At 47.6% G+C, this 18,312-nt stretch carries 18 protein-coding genes; 7 read left to right on the top strand and 11 right to left on the bottom strand.

Translation table 11 applies throughout. The features are described from left to right. The first annotated feature begins 36 nt into the window (after positions 1-36). Positions 37-822: an alpha/beta hydrolase family protein gene (locus tag AC3IRK_RS15110; protein ID WP_131503530.1), complete on the top strand. Its 786-nt coding sequence runs from the start codon at positions 37-39 to the stop codon at positions 820-822. A gap of 13 nt (positions 823-835) precedes the next feature. Here the strand turns inward: AC3IRK_RS15110 and AC3IRK_RS15115 are convergent, their stop codons facing one another. Beyond that, entirely contained in the window at positions 836-1,339 is a 504-nt protein-coding gene (locus tag AC3IRK_RS15115; protein WP_426354306.1) for a hypothetical protein, read from the bottom strand. Positions 1,340-1,345: 6 nt separating this feature from the next. Between AC3IRK_RS15115 and AC3IRK_RS15120 the strand changes: the two genes are divergently transcribed. Further along, on the top strand, positions 1,346-1,804 hold the full coding sequence (locus tag AC3IRK_RS15120) for a sensor histidine kinase (protein ID WP_489170183.1): 459 nt from the start codon (positions 1,346-1,348) through the stop codon (positions 1,802-1,804). Between the two features lie 75 nt (positions 1,805-1,879). Next, positions 1,880-2,293 (top strand): DUF2231 domain-containing protein, encoded by a 414-nt coding sequence (locus AC3IRK_RS15125; protein WP_131503536.1) that lies wholly within the window; start codon positions 1,880-1,882, stop codon positions 2,291-2,293. A 52-nt stretch (positions 2,294-2,345) separates the two neighbouring features. On the opposite strand, the gene AC3IRK_RS15130 is transcribed toward AC3IRK_RS15125, so the two are convergent. The 5 genes from AC3IRK_RS15130 to AC3IRK_RS15150 form a co-directional block, all read right to left on the bottom strand. Next, complete coding sequence (locus AC3IRK_RS15130; protein WP_131503537.1) at positions 2,346-3,578, bottom strand: DEAD/DEAH box helicase; 1,233 nt, start codon at positions 3,576-3,578, stop codon at positions 2,346-2,348. Between the two features lie 102 nt (positions 3,579-3,680). Beyond that, positions 3,681-3,980: a DUF3817 domain-containing protein gene (locus tag AC3IRK_RS15135; protein WP_131503538.1), complete on the bottom strand. Its 300-nt coding sequence runs from the start codon at positions 3,978-3,980 to the stop codon at positions 3,681-3,683. A 77-nt stretch (positions 3,981-4,057) separates the two neighbouring features. Further along, complete coding sequence (locus tag AC3IRK_RS15140; RefSeq protein WP_489170184.1) at positions 4,058-5,023, bottom strand: ring-cleaving dioxygenase; 966 nt, start codon at positions 5,021-5,023, stop codon at positions 4,058-4,060. Between the two features lie 126 nt (positions 5,024-5,149). Beyond that, the gene (locus AC3IRK_RS15145) at positions 5,150-5,350 is read right to left on the bottom strand and encodes a cold-shock protein (protein ID WP_012371797.1); all 201 of its coding nucleotides are present in this window, start codon (positions 5,348-5,350) and stop codon (positions 5,150-5,152) included. 266 nt (positions 5,351-5,616) lie between these two features. Then, the gene (locus tag AC3IRK_RS15150) at positions 5,617-8,001 is read right to left on the bottom strand and encodes an immune inhibitor A domain-containing protein (protein ID WP_489170185.1); all 2,385 of its coding nucleotides are present in this window, start codon (positions 7,999-8,001) and stop codon (positions 5,617-5,619) included. 281 nt (positions 8,002-8,282) lie between these two features. On the opposite strand from AC3IRK_RS15150, the gene AC3IRK_RS15155 reads away from it, so the two are divergent. The 3 genes from AC3IRK_RS15155 (at position 8,283) to AC3IRK_RS15165 (ending at position 11,942) form a co-directional block, all read left to right on the top strand. After that, positions 8,283-9,776 (top strand): HD domain-containing phosphohydrolase, encoded by a 1,494-nt coding sequence (locus AC3IRK_RS15155; RefSeq protein WP_131503541.1) that lies wholly within the window; start codon positions 8,283-8,285, stop codon positions 9,774-9,776. Positions 9,777-9,797: 21 nt separating this feature from the next. Further along, positions 9,798-10,229, top strand: coding sequence for a GyrI-like domain-containing protein (locus tag AC3IRK_RS15160; RefSeq protein WP_131503542.1), 432 nt, complete (start codon positions 9,798-9,800; stop codon positions 10,227-10,229). A gap of 177 nt (positions 10,230-10,406) precedes the next feature. Beyond that, on the top strand, positions 10,407-11,942 hold the full coding sequence (locus tag AC3IRK_RS15165; protein WP_131503543.1) for a M4 family metallopeptidase: 1,536 nt from the start codon (positions 10,407-10,409) through the stop codon (positions 11,940-11,942). Between the two features lie 98 nt (positions 11,943-12,040). Here AC3IRK_RS15165 and AC3IRK_RS15170 read toward each other — a convergent pair whose 3' ends face one another. The 4 genes from AC3IRK_RS15170 to AC3IRK_RS15185 form a co-directional block, all read right to left on the bottom strand. Continuing rightward, complete coding sequence (locus tag AC3IRK_RS15170) at positions 12,041-12,907, bottom strand: hypothetical protein (protein WP_131973519.1); 867 nt, start codon at positions 12,905-12,907, stop codon at positions 12,041-12,043. Positions 12,908-12,978: 71 nt separating this feature from the next. Continuing rightward, complete coding sequence (locus tag AC3IRK_RS15175; RefSeq protein WP_131973520.1) at positions 12,979-13,962, bottom strand: YhdH/YhfP family quinone oxidoreductase; 984 nt, start codon at positions 13,960-13,962, stop codon at positions 12,979-12,981. Between the two features lie 284 nt (positions 13,963-14,246). Continuing rightward, entirely contained in the window at positions 14,247-14,753 is a 507-nt protein-coding gene (locus AC3IRK_RS15180; protein ID WP_489170186.1) for a hypothetical protein, read from the bottom strand. Between the two features lie 65 nt (positions 14,754-14,818). Beyond that, on the bottom strand, positions 14,819-15,577 hold the full coding sequence (locus tag AC3IRK_RS15185; protein ID WP_489170187.1) for a hypothetical protein: 759 nt from the start codon (positions 15,575-15,577) through the stop codon (positions 14,819-14,821). Positions 15,578-15,722: 145 nt separating this feature from the next. On the opposite strand from AC3IRK_RS15185, the gene AC3IRK_RS15190 reads away from it, so the two are divergent. Beyond that, a complete protein-coding gene (locus AC3IRK_RS15190) occupies positions 15,723-17,360 on the top strand; it encodes a glycosyl hydrolase family 28-related protein (RefSeq protein WP_489170188.1) in 1,638 nt (545 codons plus the stop codon). A gap of 45 nt (positions 17,361-17,405) precedes the next feature. Here the strand turns inward: AC3IRK_RS15190 and AC3IRK_RS15195 are convergent, their stop codons facing one another. Next, the gene (locus tag AC3IRK_RS15195) at positions 17,406-18,227 is read right to left on the bottom strand and encodes a DUF1028 domain-containing protein (protein ID WP_131503549.1); all 822 of its coding nucleotides are present in this window, start codon (positions 18,225-18,227) and stop codon (positions 17,406-17,408) included. Between the last annotated feature and the right edge of the window lie 85 nt (positions 18,228-18,312).

Consider the following 18,312-nt stretch of genomic DNA (forward strand, 5'->3'; position numbering starts at 1 on the left):
ATGGCAGATGCAACTTTTTCTGAAGGAGTGGATGTCATGGAAACCATCACTAAAAAAGCCAACTTATCATTACTCGAACTTCCGAGCGGCGGGGACGAGTCGTTATTTTGCCGTCTCTACTCTCCTGCGCTCGCTGCTCCTGCCCCACTCATCGTCCTGTTTCATGGATTCCCCGGGAAACAATTGAACATGGACTGGGCGGTTCAATTACAAAACCTTGGCTTTCACGTCCTTGTGACGTCTTACCGCGGAACGATTGGCAGTCCGGGAGCATTCCGTTTCCAACATGTCCTTGAAGATGCGACTGCCATCATGCAACATGTCATTTCTCCCGCCTTTACGCAAGCACACGATATCTCAGTAGATCAGATTTCAATCGTCGGCCACAGTATGGGCGGCTTTGCCGGACTTCATGCGTTCGTCGATGTTCCGGACATTGCGCATTACATCGGTATCTCTCCATTCAACTTCGGTTTGATCGGTCAACTGGTACTCGATTATCCGGAACATGAAGAGGCGTTACAAGGCGTCTTGAGCCGCGGAGCCCAGTTCCTGTCGCATACCGACGGCGACATACTGCTCGACGAACTAAAACGACATCATGCGACGTGGAACCTGCTGTCACTGAAAGAACAACTCGGAACACGTTCCGCCTTACTTGTGACGTCGGAACGTGATGAGACGTCCATCAAATCACTTCATCATGACTTGCTTCAGGATGCCAGCGCCTTTGAACAAATCATTGTCGATAGTGATCACAACTATATCGACAATCGGGAAGATGCCTTTCAGGCTTGGACCACGTGGTTAAGACAACGCTAAAAAACGAGCGTCCTCATTTCACTAGTGAGGACGCTTGCTTTTTAGGTGTTGCTGTTTTCGGACGGACCTGCATCCGGTACAAAATCAGTGTAAACAATGTCAGTGTCGAACAGGCATACCAAATGGTCGTGAAAAGTGTTCCTGTATCCGTCCCGATGAATATCCCGTGAAGCGTCATCAAGAGCCAGGCCGGCAGGACAAGCCAGTGCGTTAATTTCCATAATGTTTTTCCGAGCGCCTCTTTCAAGAAATCAGAAGTAACCAAGACAAAACCAAACAGGTACAGACTGATCGTTCCAAAGGCATTCCAAAGCGGCTCATAGGATGCCGTTCCCGGAATCAGAATTTCAAGTAAACTCAGAGGAGCATACGTATCGACGACGATCAGCGTCGCATGAAGCACAATCGCCAATAATCCGGCCCAGCCACTGTACAGGTGAATATTATGCAGACGTGTCTTTTGTTTTCTCAATGCCGGGAATGAACCGAGTAGACCGGCTAACACCGATAGTGTCAAAAAGAAATGTCCGGTCAACCCGGATCCATGAGCCCGGTCGATTTAAGCACACTCGTCACGCAGACTTCTGAACGGTTTAAACATACGTTGGTCGATCGGACATTGGCTTTGACCGTCACACCTCATCTGTTGATCAAGGGAGATGCCAATCAATTAATCCGTTTGTTGACGATTTTTTTAGAAAATGCCGTTGCTTACAGCGATGCTGATATTGAAGTTCAACTGCAACAGACGTCAACCGGTGTTCGATTAACTATCGCTGATCACGGAATCGGCATTCCATCGGAAAATCACGATAAGATATTTGAACGGTTCTTCCGCGGTGACCACTCTCGCCATGGTACCGGAACCGGGCTCGGGCTCGCCATCGCCAAATCGATTGCCGATACACATCAAGCCGCTATCTTGGTTGAATCCACACCCGAAACCGGAACACGCTTCACGATTCTTTTTCCACTTTCTTAATGACCGTCAGCTAACTGTCAGATAACCCGGTTAAAGTAACAGTATGTTCTTATTACTTATCAAGGAGGTTATCTTATGTTAGGTGGCGTACCACTTCATCCCCTGCTCGTTCATGCACCGATCGCTCTTTTACTGTTCGCAACACTCTTATTACTATTCAGTTTGAAATGGGTCCAGTTAAAATTATTTGTCCTCATCACTTTATTTGCCGGCCTGTTGTCCGGCGTCGCAGCGTATTTATCCGGTGACGGAGCAGAAGAATATGCAGAAACCAACCTGAGCAGTGCAACACACGCTGCCATCTCGAATCATGAAAATTTCGCCTTGTTCAGTCTCGTTGCCTTTGGAATTGCCTTTGTTCTCCTGTTGCTCGGCTACCGTTCCAACAAAAAAACAATGCTTATGCTGAGCCTGATTGTTGCTGTTGTCGGAAGCGGTTTACTCGCTTATACCGGTCATCTCGGCGGACAGATGGTGTACGCCAAATAAAAAATCCCCTTTCCTCCAAAAGATCCATGGAGAAAAGGGAATTTTTACTTACTTATTTATGGTGATCACGGCCTGGACGACGGTTGCTCGAGCGGCGTGTGTTACCGCGACCTTCCGCCGGTTTTTTCGTTCCTTTACTTTGATCGTGCTGTGCACGAATCATTTCATCCGAAAGTTCGACGACAATCGGTGTCACTTCGACACCCAGTTCGCGTTCCATATCACGGAAACTGCGACCGTCACGTGGTGTGACGATTGAAATCGCTACGCCGTCGTTTCCGGCACGACCTGTCCGACCGATCCGGTGAACATAACTTTCCGCATCGTCCGGTAAATCGTAGTTGAAGACGTGCGTGACACCAGTCACGTCAAGACCACGTGATGCAACGTCTGTCGCAATCAGGAATGGTGTTTTTCCTTGATAGAACTTCGCCATCGCCTTTTCACGTTTCCCTTGCGTCAAACCACCGTGCAATTCATCCGTCGGATACCCTTGCATCTGTAATTCTTCATTCAGCTTGCTGACACGGCGTTGTGTCCGGCAGAAGATGATGGCGGCATAAGGACGCATCTCGTCAAGCATCGTCCGGAGTGTCGCCTGTTTCCGACGGTCCGTCGTCTCGACGACGAACTGTTCGATTGCATCGACCGTTACTTTTTCTGCCTCGACTTGGACTTCAATCGGATCACGCAAATACGTTTTCGCGAGTTGCTCGACTTTTTCCGGCATCGTCGCTGATAACATGACGAACTGACGATCAACTGGTGCTGCTGCAATGATATCTTCGATTTCCGGTAAGAATCCGATTTGCAGCATCTGATCCGCTTCATCTAAAACAAGCGTCTTCAATTCACTCAAATCAAGTGTTCCGCGACCGACGTGATCCAAAATCCGCCCCGGCGTCCCGATGATGATTTGTGGCATGCGACCGAGACGTTGGATTTGTTTGAAGACATCCTGTCCACCGTATACAGCCAGCGCACGGATATCTTCCATGTTCCGGATTAACTTGTGTGTTTCATCTGCAATCTGACGTGCGAGTTCACGTGTCGGTGCGACGATCAACGCTTGGACCGTTTTGCTGTCTAAATCGATTTGTTCGAGAATCGGCAGAAGAAACGCCAGCGTCTTCCCTGTTCCGGTTTGTGCTTTTCCTATTAAATCACGACCGGCGAGCAAATGCGGAATCGCCTGCTCTTGAATCGGCGTTGGTTGTTTGATGCCTTGTTTTTGTAATTTCTTTACCCATTGTTCTTGAATGTGTAGTGCTTCAAATGTTGACATAGTATCCTCCTAAAAATTATCCACAGAAAAAAGCTGTGGATAACCTGCTTCGAATCGACAAAAACAGTTATCCACAGCCGTGCTTTTTCTAGTATACACAATTTACGCGTTTGTTGCTTCCTGTTTTAACTTTCGATCGAGTACAAATGTCCCGAATGGAATGAACGAAGCGATAAAGGCGATCCCTGCTTTTACAAACGACCAACGGTATTTGAATTTAACGACAGCAAGCCATAGTGCATACATGACGAATAACACACCGTGCATGGCTCCGACGACTGAAACGGCTTCCGGAATATCTGCCATATACTTTAAGGGCATGGCAATCAACAGTAAGACTAAAAATGAAATACCTTCTAAAATCGCAATCAATCGAAATTGACCTAACGTAGTTCCTAACATCCCGTCACTCCTTTTTCCTGGTTCCTGTCTTTAGTATACGGGACGCCCGTCAGTCTGTGACCTGTGTCACAGGATTGTCAGATTTCGAGTGGGCGGAGACGGGCTTCGATTTGCTCCCGTTGCGGTTCGAGAAATGGCGGCAGAGCTAATGTCTCACCGAGGGTTTCGACTGATTCATCCGTTGCAAATCCCGGTGTATCCGTCGATAATTCAAACAAAATATGATTCGGTTCGCGGAAATAGAGCGCCTGGAAATAGTGACGGTCGACTTTCCCTGAGTTTGGCAGACGGTATTCTTTCAATCGTTTCACCCATAAGTCATACTCTTCACTGTTCGGTACACGGAACGCTACATGGTGGACGCCGCCACGGCCGAGCCGTTCCCGGTCGAGATCCGGGCGAGCTTCGAGATGAACTTCTGCCCCGATTCCACCTTGTCCCGTCGAGTAGACGTCAATCTCCGCAAAATCACCGGCCAGCGATGGATAACTGCCGATTTTCTTAAAGCCAAGAACTTCGGTTAAGACAAGAGCGGTCGGTTCCGGATCATTGACGGTCAGCGTCACGGCACCTAAGCCGACGATTGCATGTTCAGCCGGAATTTCATCGTGTTTCCACGGCACGCCTCCTGCAACACCTTGTTCCCCGTCTTCTGCGACAAGAATCAACCGGGTTCCTTCTTGATCACGAAACGCCAGCGTCTGACGCCCCGCCCGTTCGACAATCGAATCATGATCGACGCCTTGTTGCGTAAAGCGCTCTGCCCAAAACTGAAGGGATGCTGTTGTTTTGACCCGGAGTGATGTCGACGAGATGCTTGACGCACCGGGTACACCGGTCCCTAAATGGGGAATATCAAAAAAAGTCAGATCCGTTCCCGGATTCCCTTCTGCATCTCCATAAAACAGATGATACGATGTCGTATCGTCCTGATTGACCGTCTTTTTGATCAGACGCATCCCAAGAACCTGTGTATAGAATTGATAGTTCCGTTCCGCCATTCCCGTTAAAATCGATACGTGATGAATACCAAGTAATTCCATGTTTGCCACGTCCTTTTCTGAATGAATAGTTTGTACCGTCAGTATAGCGCATATATATCTTGAATTCAAGATATTAACTCATTAAAAAAATCGCCCTTTCGAAAAAGGACGATTGAAAAGTTAAGATTAAAGTTTTACGACGTTAGCAGCTTGTGCTCCACGTGCGCCTTCAGTGATTTCGAATTCAACTTCTTGACCTTCGTCAAGTGATTTGAAACCTTCACCAGTGATTGCTGAGAAATGTACGAATACGTCTTCTCCGCCTTCAACTTCGATGAAACCGAAACCTTTTTCTGCGTTAAACCATTTTACTTTACCTGTGTTCATGGGAACAACCTCCAAAAATAAATTACTTAATACATATGCCACGCATATGAAAGAAATTCATTATTGTCCCGAAATACATGGAGCGACGAAAAGATTGTTCGTGACGCAATGTGAATCAGTAGTGACAATAACAATATTAAGCTAACGTCAGTATAAAATGATTGCGCTTTAAAAGTCAAGTTGTCTGACCAATAATTTACCAATTGATTCCACTTTTCGAACTAAAAAAAAGCAGATTCGGATTGCTCCGAACCTGCTCCTTTTTCTTAACGGTGGATCCAGACTGCTCCAGCAGAGTTATCTTTCGCTTCACCGATGACTTGTACTTTAAGACCGTTGTTCGGGAGCAGTTTTCCTGCATCCGGAATCAATTGATCGATATACGATTTAGAATCATCAAACTTCGTTACGCCAGAAAGTCCTTTGTAATCGTAAAGACCACGTGATGGCGAGTCGATGAGCCATGCTGGTGCTTTGTCGAAGCTGAAAGCCGCATCCGCGATTTGGTAACGTGTGCTTCCTGTGACAACTGGTTGTCCTTTGAGTGTTCCAACGATTGCTTTTGGATGCGAATCGACGACACCGAGGAATCCTTCGCCCGGGTGAACGCCAACCCAGTTGTCTGTGAAGCTGCTATCGGCATACCAAACGACGAGACCCGTGTTGTATTTCACGCCACGTGCATGCTCAAGTGCTTTATCTGAGCCTGCATAGTTCCGCCATTCGAGGTAGTATGCGTTGTCCGCGTAGCTGAAACCATCCGAAGCCACGAAACCGTCCAATTTAAATTTCGGAGTACCTTCTGCATCGTCTTCAAAGACGACTTTTCCGTCGACTGTCAGTTTTGCGTTATCAAGCGCAAAACCATCGAGGGCAAGACCGGCATCCCCTGTGTAGTCGAACGTCAATGTAACCTTTTTACCGGCAAATTCGCTGAGGTCATATGATTTGTCGACCCATGCACCTTTTGAAGATTCGGCACGTTGATCACCGTCCGTATCATCGTTACCGATGACATCAATCTCTTTCGAGACACCGTCAGCTGTTGCTGTGACTTTCAAGAAGTCATAATTGTATTCGACATCGAAGTATGCTTTGTAGTCAAACTTCGCAGATGTCGCAGCCGTCAAATCAAACTCTGGTGACGTCATTGACGTGTGGAGATCATTTCCTTTTGTGCTGTAGTAGTATTTTTTACCGAAAGCTGGAGCGATTCCTTTAACCGGCTTTTTCGGTAAGTTGACTTTAATGATTCCAGGATTTTTTGATTTCGTGACACTTTGATCGAGGTACGAAGCCGTTCCTGCTTTTGAAAGTGAATCGAAATCAACGTTTTGGATGTTCGCCCAGTTTCCGCCCATGACAGTTTGGAAGAACTCTTTATTTTGTGGTGAGAAGCTTGTCGGTTCTGATCCGGCAATTTTACCGTTCCAGCTACCGCCACTCATGATCGACCATGAAGCAACCGGCTCACCTTGACCTGTATACTGTGTATCATACTCATCCGGAAGTCCAAGATCGTGTCCGAATTCGTGAGCGAAGACGCCGACTGCACCGTCTTCCGGTTGAACCGTATAATCGAAGGCTGCCATCTTGCCGCCCCAGTTTGTAGAATTTGAAGTTGTATTCGCAACAGGATAAACTCCATCGAGTGTCCAACGGTGCGACCAGATTGCGTCGTCGCCGAGCGTTCCGCCGCCTGCTTCTTGTCCTGTTCCGGCATGAAGAATCATCAGGTGATCGACGAGACCGTCCGGCTCATTCTGGTTGCCGTCACCATCTAAATCGTACTGATCAAATTGATCATACTCTGCAAGGTTAATGCCGGATTTTACCGCTGCATTCAATGAATCTTTAACAAGACCGCGTGGTCCTTTTGCGCCCGGAAGGTTATCATTGCCGCCTTTCGGATTGTCTGAACCATAATCTTTTGCCGTACCCGGTACTGTTAACCAGTTCGATACTTTCCCATCGACTGAGTAGCTGCCACCGGATTGTTCTTCATAATATTGTTTGAACGTCTTGACCTTATCGCCGTTGAACAGCTCGAATTCTTTATCTCCGAACATCAAGTCTTGATAATGTTTTTGGTTAAAGTCCTTCGAATACATGTATCCCGGTTCTTGGACGACATTGTTATGCTTAAAGTCGCTGTATTCGACAAGTAAGACGAGTACTTTGTCTGTCCGGGTAGCACCGTTGTAAGCTGCTTGTTTGGCTTTATCGACTTTGACAAACCCATCTTTTTTACCTTTTTTGTAGTTATTGTGATTTTTAGCGAGTTGTTTCGCCAGTTGATCTTTTTGTTTCGTCAAGAAATCCTTTGTTTTTTGATCAAATTTCGCTTCTTTTTCCGTCTCATGATCATGATCGGCTTCCGGTTTCCCGTTCGCCTTTTTATCAAGATACTTTTGAACGGCTTTTTGTTTTTCTGCTGCAGATGCAGCTTTTGAGACGACCCCACGTTTTTCAAGCACTTTCAATAGACGTTCCTGATCAACCGTGTTTAAATCCATCGGTGCACCGGCTACTGCTTTTTCAGCAGCTTCAACAGATTTTACCTTCCCACCAGGTAAAACTGGACCAACGGCAAATGCGGCTGCCGTGATTCCGGATAAGACGGCTAAGCTAAGCTGTTTCTTTTTTCCCACGTGAACTGACCCCCTATGTAGTAGTGAAAAGCATGACCGAGATAACTTTTCTGAATATTCAAATCATATATTGTTTTAGTTGCTTAATCAATTACTTTTAGAACAATTAGTACTTTGTAACTATACCTATTTTTGGAATTTAGTTCATTTTTACGGAAATTGACCGATATTAATAATAAACCGTTCATCAATCGTTCCCCTCATTTTTTAAAAGAGAACAGATTGTCGGTTACGTATCGCGATACGCTACATACATGACTTAATTCAAAAGGAGGCAACTCATGACACCTCTCCAAAAATTCGAACGACAACTTTTGAAGAATTACTTGATTGGATCCTTTGTCGCTGTGTTCGGTGTCGGCTGTCTATTTATTTTCGAAACGTTGACATTCGATGCACGAGAACGTGTAATTTTGCTGACAATCATGTTTCTCTCTGTTGTTTTAATGTTTAGCTTCGAATATACGATCTATCGAAAACATATGCGTCCGCTCTATCAATTCTTTCAGACATCGACTCCGAGCCAAGCACAACTTACTGCTGCTTTTCGGACGACTCACCGTTTTCCGTTACTGACCATTAAACGTATTCTCGGACCTCATTTCCTTGGATTATCGATTCCGTCTTCTTCCTTAACGGCACTCGCCATTCATTTCAACTGGCTCGAAATGCCGTATTATCTGATCGGTCTTGCTTGCTTTGGTGCCATTCTCGTTGCCATCTTGCATGCTTTAATCGAATTTTTCTTAACGTATCGTGTCACGGAATCCATGTTGGCAGAATTAACGGTTCAATCGCAACAATATGGTCATGGTGAGCTTATCTTGACCAAAAAGGACTTCATCAGCCTCCGGCAAAAAATGTTAATCAGTACACTGATCATTGGTGTCTTCCCGATTTTATTGTTCGTTCTCGCTTCTGCCGTCCAGTTGACAGAGAACGAGAGCCTGCGCTCCTACTGGAGTTGGTCGACCTTAATCTTAATCGTCATCCTTTGTCTTGCGACATTTTGCAGTTTGCTTCTATATGAAAATATTCAAAAACCGATCCTGGCTTTGCAAGAAGGAGTTGCCCAGATTGAATCGGGTCAGTTGAACACGATCAACAATCCTTTTTCCGATGAATTCTCTCAATTAGTCGGCGGCTTCAACTTGATGGTCGAAGGTATCCAAGGCCGCGATCAGGAAAACGAACAGTTGCTCGACAGTTTGTTTACCTTGTTTGCTGCGACACTTGATGCCCGGGATCCGTATACCGCCGGACACTCATTACGCGTCGCGGAATATTCGGTTGAGATTGCCCGCGCTGCCGGCTTGACCGATGATTCAGTCGAGCTGTTGCGTAAATCCGCCCTTTTACATGACATTGGAAAAATCGGAATCCGGGATGATGTGTTATTGAAGGAAGGACGCTTGACCGATGACGAGTTCGACAAAATCAAACAACACCCCGTCATCGGCGTGCATATTTTATCGCAAGTTCATCTCCCGGAGAAGTTACAACCGATTCTTCCCGGGGTAAAGTACCATCACGAGCGTTACGATGGGAAAGGTTATCCAGAAGGTTTGGCGGGAGAATCGATTCCTGTCTTCGGACGGATCATGGCGATTGCTGATGCCTATGACGCGATGACATCCGATCGCCCTTACCGGAAAGGAATGCCCGTTGCAAAAGCACTCGCCATTTTGGAAGAAGGCAGCGGGACACAATGGGATGCTTCCTTTACACAACTGTTTCTTGATTTGAAGAGACCTCCTGTTATCAGCGCCTCTTGATTTTCATGAAAGGAGTTTCTTATGCACCCTAAAATTGTCGATCGTCACGAATTATATGTTGTCGGACTTGGTTTGACATGCGAAGAAAATGAATTACATGCACTTATGCCGGAACTGTGGCGTGAATTTTCACGACGCTCGCATGAAATTCCCGCTGAACCGGGAAGTTATCCACTTGATTTGTCACTTGGACAACGCGGGACAAAACATATGCAGTGTATCGGTCTTCCGGTAGAATCGCTTGAGCATATTCCTAAAGGGATGAAAGGACATCACATTCCTCCGGCCCGTTATATTTTTTGGAAACATGAAGGGTCTGACATTGAGATTTGGAAATCGTTTGAGAAGATGCAGCGCTTTGCGCAGAAGCATGGTATTACACTGGATCCGCTGAATTTTAAAATTGACGAGACACGTGACAATACGCATCATCTCTATCAACGTATCCTTTAAAACCGCTATCTTAAGCGGTTTTTTTATGTTCTCTTATCTTTTTTTATGTCACTTAACTATTCAGTCAGGGTATTAAGTACTATATTCAGAAAATTCTAATTAATACGAACGCCTTATTCTCGCTTTTCCTTTTCTTTGGCATAGTTAGACTCAACCCAAACAAGGAGGCGATTTATTTTGAAAAAGTTTCTCGCTACATCGCTTGTCGCAAGTGTACTTGTCGTTCCTACAGTCGTCGGAGCAGAAGGTCTTCAAACTGGTAAACTGACGAAAGCTTCATCAGAACCAGCTGCATCAATCGTTAAAGAGTACGTCAACAAAAAAGGTGACTTCTCTGTCCAGAATGTCGAAAAAGACGGATCTTCACAGATCGTACGTCTCCAACAAGAAGTGGATGGCGTCCCTGTCTTTGGTAGTGTCGTCGTCGGAAATGTTGCGAAAGACGGTACTTTGAAAGCAGTCGTAAATGATGCTATCAACGTTAAAGGCAAACCTGGTCTCGCTAAAAAAGCATCACTTTCTGAGAAAAAAGCACTTAAACTTTATCAAAAAGCCATCAAAGCAACAGAATTCGAAGTGGCTCCTAAAGCAGAACTCGTCATCTATCCAGTCAAAGACGATGCGGTCTATGCTTACAAGGTCACATCAACTGTCCTCGCCGGCAAAGAGCCATCACGCTGGACTTACTTCATCGATGCGAATTCAGGTAAAGTTCTTAATAAATACGATCAACTCGCTCACGCAAAACCAGTCAACACAGTAACCGGAACGACTTCAGTCGGTACAGGTACGACAGTTCTCGGAACAACTGCAACCTTCAACACGGTGAAGAGCGGTTCTTACTATTACCTGCAGGATTCAACACGCGGTAAAGGAATCTACACGTACGATGCGAAAAACCGTAACACACTTCCAGGTTCGCTTTGGGCGGATCTCGATAACCAATTCAATACAACCTACGACCGTGCCGCTGTAAGCGCACAAGTTAACGCAGTGAAAACGTATGATTTCTACAAAAACACATACGGCCGCAACAGTTATGACAACGCAGGTGCTGCATTGAACTCTTCTGTCCACTACTCAACGAGCTACAACAATGCGTTCTGGGATGGAACGAAGATGGTCTATGGTGATGGAGACGGTTCAACATTCACATACCTCTCTGGTGCACTTGACGTCGTTGCCCACGAATTGACGCATGCCGTCACAGAATACACAGCTGGACTCGTCTACCAAAATGAATCGGGTGCCATCAACGAAGCCGTTTCCGATATCATGGGAACAGTTGCTGAGTACTCAGTCGGATCGAACTTTGATTGGCTCGTAGGAGAAGACATCTATACACCTGGTGTCAGCGGCGACGCACTCCGTTCGATGTCTAACCCGGCTGCTTACGGCGATCCGGACCACTACTCAAAACGCTACACAGGTACACAGGATAACGGTGGTGTCCACACGAACTCAGGTATCGTCAACAAAGCCGCTTACCTTCTCGGTAACGGTGGAACACACACTGGTGTCACAGTCACTGGTGTCGGCGTACCGAAACTCGGCGCAATCTACTACCGTGCCCTCAGCGTTTACTTGACTCCGAACTCGAACTTCAGCTCGCTCCGCGCAGCAGTCGTTCAATCAGCGAAAGACCTTTACGGTTCAACAAGTGCAGAAGCAACAGCAGCAGCGAAATCATTTGATGCTGTCGGCGTCTACTAAGAAAACTTCCTCCCAAGGATTTTCGACCTCCTGAGTCCATGACTCGGGAGGTTTTTTTTACGAAAAAAAACGATCTGTCAAAGACAGACCGTTCCGGTTTATTTCCCTGGGTCACGCGCGAGACGAAGTCGCGTTGATCCATTGTCCGGGAAAGCTTTCAATTGTAATTTCTCACCCTGGTACCATGTACCGTAACTCGTTTCAACGACAGGTTCCCCTAAAGCCGACAGACCGGAGGCTGATGCATTCGTCCAGTCGATCGCTTCGACGATTCCGTCGGATACGACAAGCAGATAACCCGCATTTGAGAAGTGATACGTGTTGACGGCATCTTTTTGCGTATTCCCGAGCTTACCGTACTTCGCTTCGAATTTTTCGAGCGGCTGCCCGAGGTATTGTTCCGGCTTCTCGATCGGTTGATTGGCAACGACTTGTGATAATGTCTCAAGCAATGTCTTGTCTTTGACGGACGACGGAACATCCATCCGGACATCTGTTTCCGGAATATAACCTTCGACAGCATCACTCAATTTCAAGTGAACCATCCCGTTCTCCGCATCTAAAATTTCATAGACATCCCCTAAATCAGCTTTATAGATAACGCTACTCCGATTGGCATCCTGATAGACATCCGCAAAAGGACGTGTGACCCATGCAGCTTGGCTGATTTCTGGTTTATCTGTCTTTTTCTTGGCTTTCTTCTCTTTTTTCTTTTGCTCGGCCGACGCTGATTTTTTCGTATCTTTCGCTTCTTTCTCTTGTTCGCCTCCGGTCGTTTTCGGTGACTCGACGGTCGACGTCGCTTGGCTGGCATCATTCGTCGACACCATATAACCCCATCCGCCGACAATCAGGACAGTCGCCAAAATACCGCCCAACGCAACGCTCCGGCGATTCCGCTTTTGCTTCCGGCGTTCTTTCCGGGATAACCGTTCTTGTTCTTTCTGTTGTTCATTTTGACTCATCTATTGTTCCTCCTGAATTGACCTAGACACTTTTTTAATCACTATACCACCGAATGCTGTGCCGGCAGTGGTTAAATTTCGATGACAGTTCTGCCTTGATGGGTTCCGTCAAGAAGTGACGCGACGACGTTTGAAATCTCACTCAGGCTTTTTGTATCGACCCACTCCCGAATCGGCAGTTTCCAGTCATTCGCCAGTTGATGCCACAGACGCACCCGTTCAGCAATCGGAAGTTGAACAGCATCAATCCCGATCAACCGAACCCCTCGCAAGATAAACGGATACACCGTCAACGTCATCTCAGCTCCTCCGACATTCCCGCATGTCGTAACCAGTCCACCGTATTGAACATACCGAATGACGGAGGCAAGCAACGGTCCTCCGACCGTATCGATGATGCCGGCATACGTACCTTTTTTCAACGGACGGGTCGTCTCATCCAAAAACGATTGCCGGGATAAGACTTCTGCCACGCCTTCTCGTTTCAAACGATCAGCTTCCGCCGCTTTGCCGGTGACTGCATGGACGACGAACCCCAAATTCAGAAGGAGTGCGACCGCAATACTACCGACACCACCTGTTGCACCGGTCACGAGAACCGGTCCGTCCTCCGGCTTGACCCGTTGCAAAAGTTCGTCGATGGATTGAGCGGCCGTTAATCCTGCTGTACCGTAAGCCATTGCTTCAAAGGTCGTGAATCCGTCCGGCAATGGTGTGATCCAGTCCCCCGGAACACGTATGTATTCTTGAAAACCACCGGACGTATTCATCCCGAAATCAAAACCGTTGACGACAACCGCTTCCCCTTCTTGAAACCGCGGATCAGTTGACGTGACGACATGTCCTGCTGCATCCACTCCCGGTATATGCGGATATTCTTTCGTCACTCCCCGGTTGCCCGTAACCGACAGTGCATCCTTATAATTGATGCAGGAATAGTCGACGCGGATCAAGACATCTCCTTCGGGCAAGTCGGCAATGTGCTTCGTTTCCAGTGTTCCTGTAAATTCCCCATCCTGTTCCCGAATAACAAATGCTTTAAATGTATCTTTCATATCCAAGTCCCCTTCCATGAATGACTTCCAGTAAGCTATACCCGAACACTGTCCCCGGCATACCTGTTCTTGTCCGATTCCCATGAAAAAACCGCGATGCCGAAGCATTCGCGGTTTTTGGCGTCTGACGAAAAGAAACTGGTTTTCCGCAGGTAGTCACGGGTGACAGGTAAACATGTCATCGGTCATGGGTCATTGGTGTGCCGTGGCCGTCGAGATTCCCGATTGGAAGAGGTTTGTGTCAGAAGCGCCGTCCTTGATCAGGAGTCTCACCTGATCAAGGCTTACATATAACGTGTACCGTCAAAATCAATCTCCGTCCGGTAATTGGCAGCATTGATCGCATTCGAGATCCGGTGCGCCGACCGCTCGATTTCCTGCGCTTTAATCCGGTACGCATCCGGATCGTACAGGGAATGCCGAATGACGGTCGTTCCTTCAAATCCGTATTGGAATTCGCGTTTCGGACGAGCAGCAAGTTCTTGGAATTGTGTTGCCTTTGCCCGGAGTTGCGTTGCCAGTTCAATCGCTTCGACGAGCGGCATTTCACCTTCCGTCGTCTCGATCATCGTCGATAAATTTGCCGCATAGACTAACCGGTCGAGTGTCCGCATATCCCGCCGGACTTCATCCATCGCTGACTCGACATCGAGTAGCGTCCGATCATGAGCGGTCGGTAAAGCCTCGCCTTTTTCAAGATCAACGAACGCAATCCGGTCCACTTCCTCGACCAGCTGCTCGAGCTGTTTCCGTAAGATACTTTTTAGCTTCACAGCATCTGCTAAGTACATCGCTTCAGTCCCCCGTTTCCTGATAACGTTCTTTTAACCTGTACGCCTGTCCGTCCGAAAAGGTTTCATTTGAATCGTCCGAGATAATCGGAAAAGTCCTGTTCGATGTCTGTCAGCACCGTCTTCGTCACATCAGACGATTGATTTGGATCATAGCGGACCGTCTCGTACAGCTGTTGCAATTCAGGCGACGGCTGAAAACCGATCCGGGCAAACCATTCCCGGAACGACTCCGTTTCCCGGCGTTTCAGTTTTTGCGGGAGATGACGGTTGAACAGGACGACCTGTTGCCGGACCTGTTCAACCGGTAATGGTGGCAGTTCGTCTTTTGGTTCCGTTTTTTCCAGGCGTTTTTTTATTCGAACCGAACGTGGTACTAACTCGTTTTCAGTATTGTCCCATTTCTTTCGTTTTCGGAAACGCCGAACAATCAGAAATAGTCCGGTCAAACCGGCGAGACTAATCGCGATCAATAGATAGGGAAAGCCACTTTCGCCTTCTTTGCCTTCGCCTTTTGAAAACGAATGAAATCCAAGTGAAATGAATTTTTCTTTTCGTGGTTCACCCCCACCATCACCTTTTTCATCCGTCTCATATCCATATTTAACTTGTCCTGGCGGCAATTCTTTTTTCTTAAATAAGTATGACCACCAAAACGTCAACGGTTCAGATTCACAGTTGCTTACACAACTCGGCTGACCGCCACCCGGAAACACTTCGACCTTTTGCACAGCACTGTACCCTGCCTCAGCCAACGGTTTTATGATGCCAAGTCCTAAAATGACCACACCTATCAAAATAAGCAATCGACTTCGAAAGCGCATATCCTCACCTCGTTAATGTCATTTTTATCCATTATATATGAGTCCGACCCTAATTATCGGAATTTTTTGTTTTTTAAAGAAAAGAGCTTGAATCCTAAAAGGGATGGGAAAAGGAAAAGAGTGATTTTTAGAGAGGGGTTTCCACATGTTGAGATTAGATGAAACACATGATCCGTATCAGAATGGGCAACTGATCGCGGAATATACCGAAACAAAATCAAACGGCGAGGCCGTCTTCCGGGCGGAGCAATTGATGAAAGACAGCTCATTCGTCGCGCCGCGCCGCACACCTCATCCGAGCCGGTATCTCCGGTCCTTGATTTCACCACTCTTTTTGACGGATCGGGATAAACACATCCTTCCGTTGACGAAAGCGTTCGTCAGTGAACAGGATGAAATCCGGCCCAGCTGGTTCGGACGGCTGACGTATGAATTCGAGCAATTGATCAGCAACGTCGAAAAAGTCGATGTCAAAGACTATGGGGCGATTGGTGACGGCGTGACCGACGATACGCTCGCTTTTAAGGAAGCACTCGCGGACGGACACCGGCAAGTCCACGTTCCGGCCGGCACGTATCTTGTCCGCGGCATCCGCCTGCCGAGTTATACGATTTTGACCGGGGACGGAAAAGGACAGACGATTTTAAAACTGCATGACGCGGCACCGAAAGGACGCCGGTTGATTACGAATCAAAACTACTTACTCGGCAATCATCATCTGCTCGTCGAACGGATGACGCTGGATTGGAACATCGAGCGGATCGGTGACGCCAAAAAAAGTAGCACGTGGGGCAATCATTCGAGTTGCTTGACCTATGCGCACGTGACGTACGGGTGGGTCTTTGACGTCGATGCGGTCAATCCGGGATTACACTGCTTTGATATTTCAACTCCGTACTACAACTATAACGGTGACGGGGCACGGGCCAATCTCAGCAGTTCGTTCATCTGGTTCGACGGTCTGACCGGATCCGGATTTGGTGACGACGGGATTACGACCCATCACAGTGACCATCTGTTCATCTCGAACTGTTTCATGCATGACCCGAGCGGTCGTGCCCATGCGGCCGGCTTCTCGAACTCAAACGGGATTGAGATCGATGACGGTTCCCGGGATGTCTGGTTATTTAACAATGCGACGACCCGCTGCTTCGGTGGTCTTGAAATCAAGGCGCACGCGACATCATCCGCCGCATCGACCGTTAAAATCGTCGGGCATCTGTCTGTCGATGATCACCGGTCATTTAACTTCCGTCATATCGGTCATCATCAAGCGACGGATCCGACATCACAAACGGCATACAATATCATTGCGACCCGACTGATTGCCCAGACACCACAATATACGCCGCTGTATCAAAACTCGAAGCCACGGGCTCTTATCGTCTCTGCCTATCGAAATGTTGTCATTCATGATTTCACGGTGCTCGGTGATCCGTATTATGATTATCAGGAACAGCCGATGATCGGGATTCAATATAAAGCACGGAATGTCACGCTGAGCCAGGTCAAGATGAGCGGATTCCGACAAGCCAAAACGGATATTCAGATATTCGGGGGCGATAACCGGGCCGAAGATGTCCGATTAATCGATGTCCGGATTGAAGATTCGGCCAAACACGGCATCACGATCGGTCCGAACATCGAGCGGATCCGTCTGGCGAATGTCGCCATCAAAGGGGACGGAACAGTCGGTCTGAACGCCAAGTCTGAGCCAGAACTCGAACGGTTTATTGCGACCGGCTACAAAGTACCGGTCCGGACGCATGCCACATCTGGCTGATGAACGAAAAGAAGCGGCTTCGACAACAGTCAAAGCCGCTTCTTTTTATTGTGCCCGGAGATAAGCCAGAACGCGTGTATCGATCGATCGATCCGTCTGTTCCCGCATCTCGAAGTTTTCTGTATGCAGATATGTCCGGAACGCTTCCGCAAACGAACCACGGTATCCGAGTTCAAGCAGCTTATCCATCAACTCCGATTCGAGCGCATCATCAATCGGTTTGATTTCTTCCGGCTTGCTTGGTTGTAAATAGAGTGTATGCAACTGATAAATCCGCTCCAGTTCCTGAATCGGGCTCGCATGATCATCGACGCGCAAATCAATGTACCGGTCATTAAAACCACCGTAACCGCCGCCTTCTTTGACGACTAACAATGCTGCAGACTGCATGCCCCGTGAATCTCCACCTGCTGCCTGACCGGCCGCAAGTGCCCGAAGCAACCGTTCTGCCAGTGGTCCTTCTGTCGTCTCAAACACACGCGCCATTTCCTTGACCGTATTGCCGTCGACGAGAATATTCCCTTGTGCCGCAAAATGTTTTCCGGCGATGCCGCCGGCCCAATCATTACAGCCTTCTCCCGTGAATGTCGCACTTTTCCCCGATGCATCCACGATGCCAACTTGACGATCCGCCCGTCCTTCGTCCGCTTCCGTTAACCGTTTTAAGACTTCGTCCGCCGACTTACCTTCTTCAATCATCCGCAACCCCTCCGGACCATATGTCGTATTGGCAAACGACTGAGTCGCAATCGCTCCGACACCGGCTTTTGCAAACGGTACGGCACTGCCGACTGCTAAAAATTTGGATTGAACCGCTACACCCCAAGCCTGTTCTTTTTCACAATACCCAACGATTGAATATGTCATCTGTCTAAAATCCCCCTCGATTGTCATACGTATCCGTTCGTCGTAGGAATTCCCGTTTCCTGCATGTAAAAAACCTTCCGTTCAT

It is taken from the genome of Exiguobacterium sp. GL_137 (assembly GCF_057834585.1).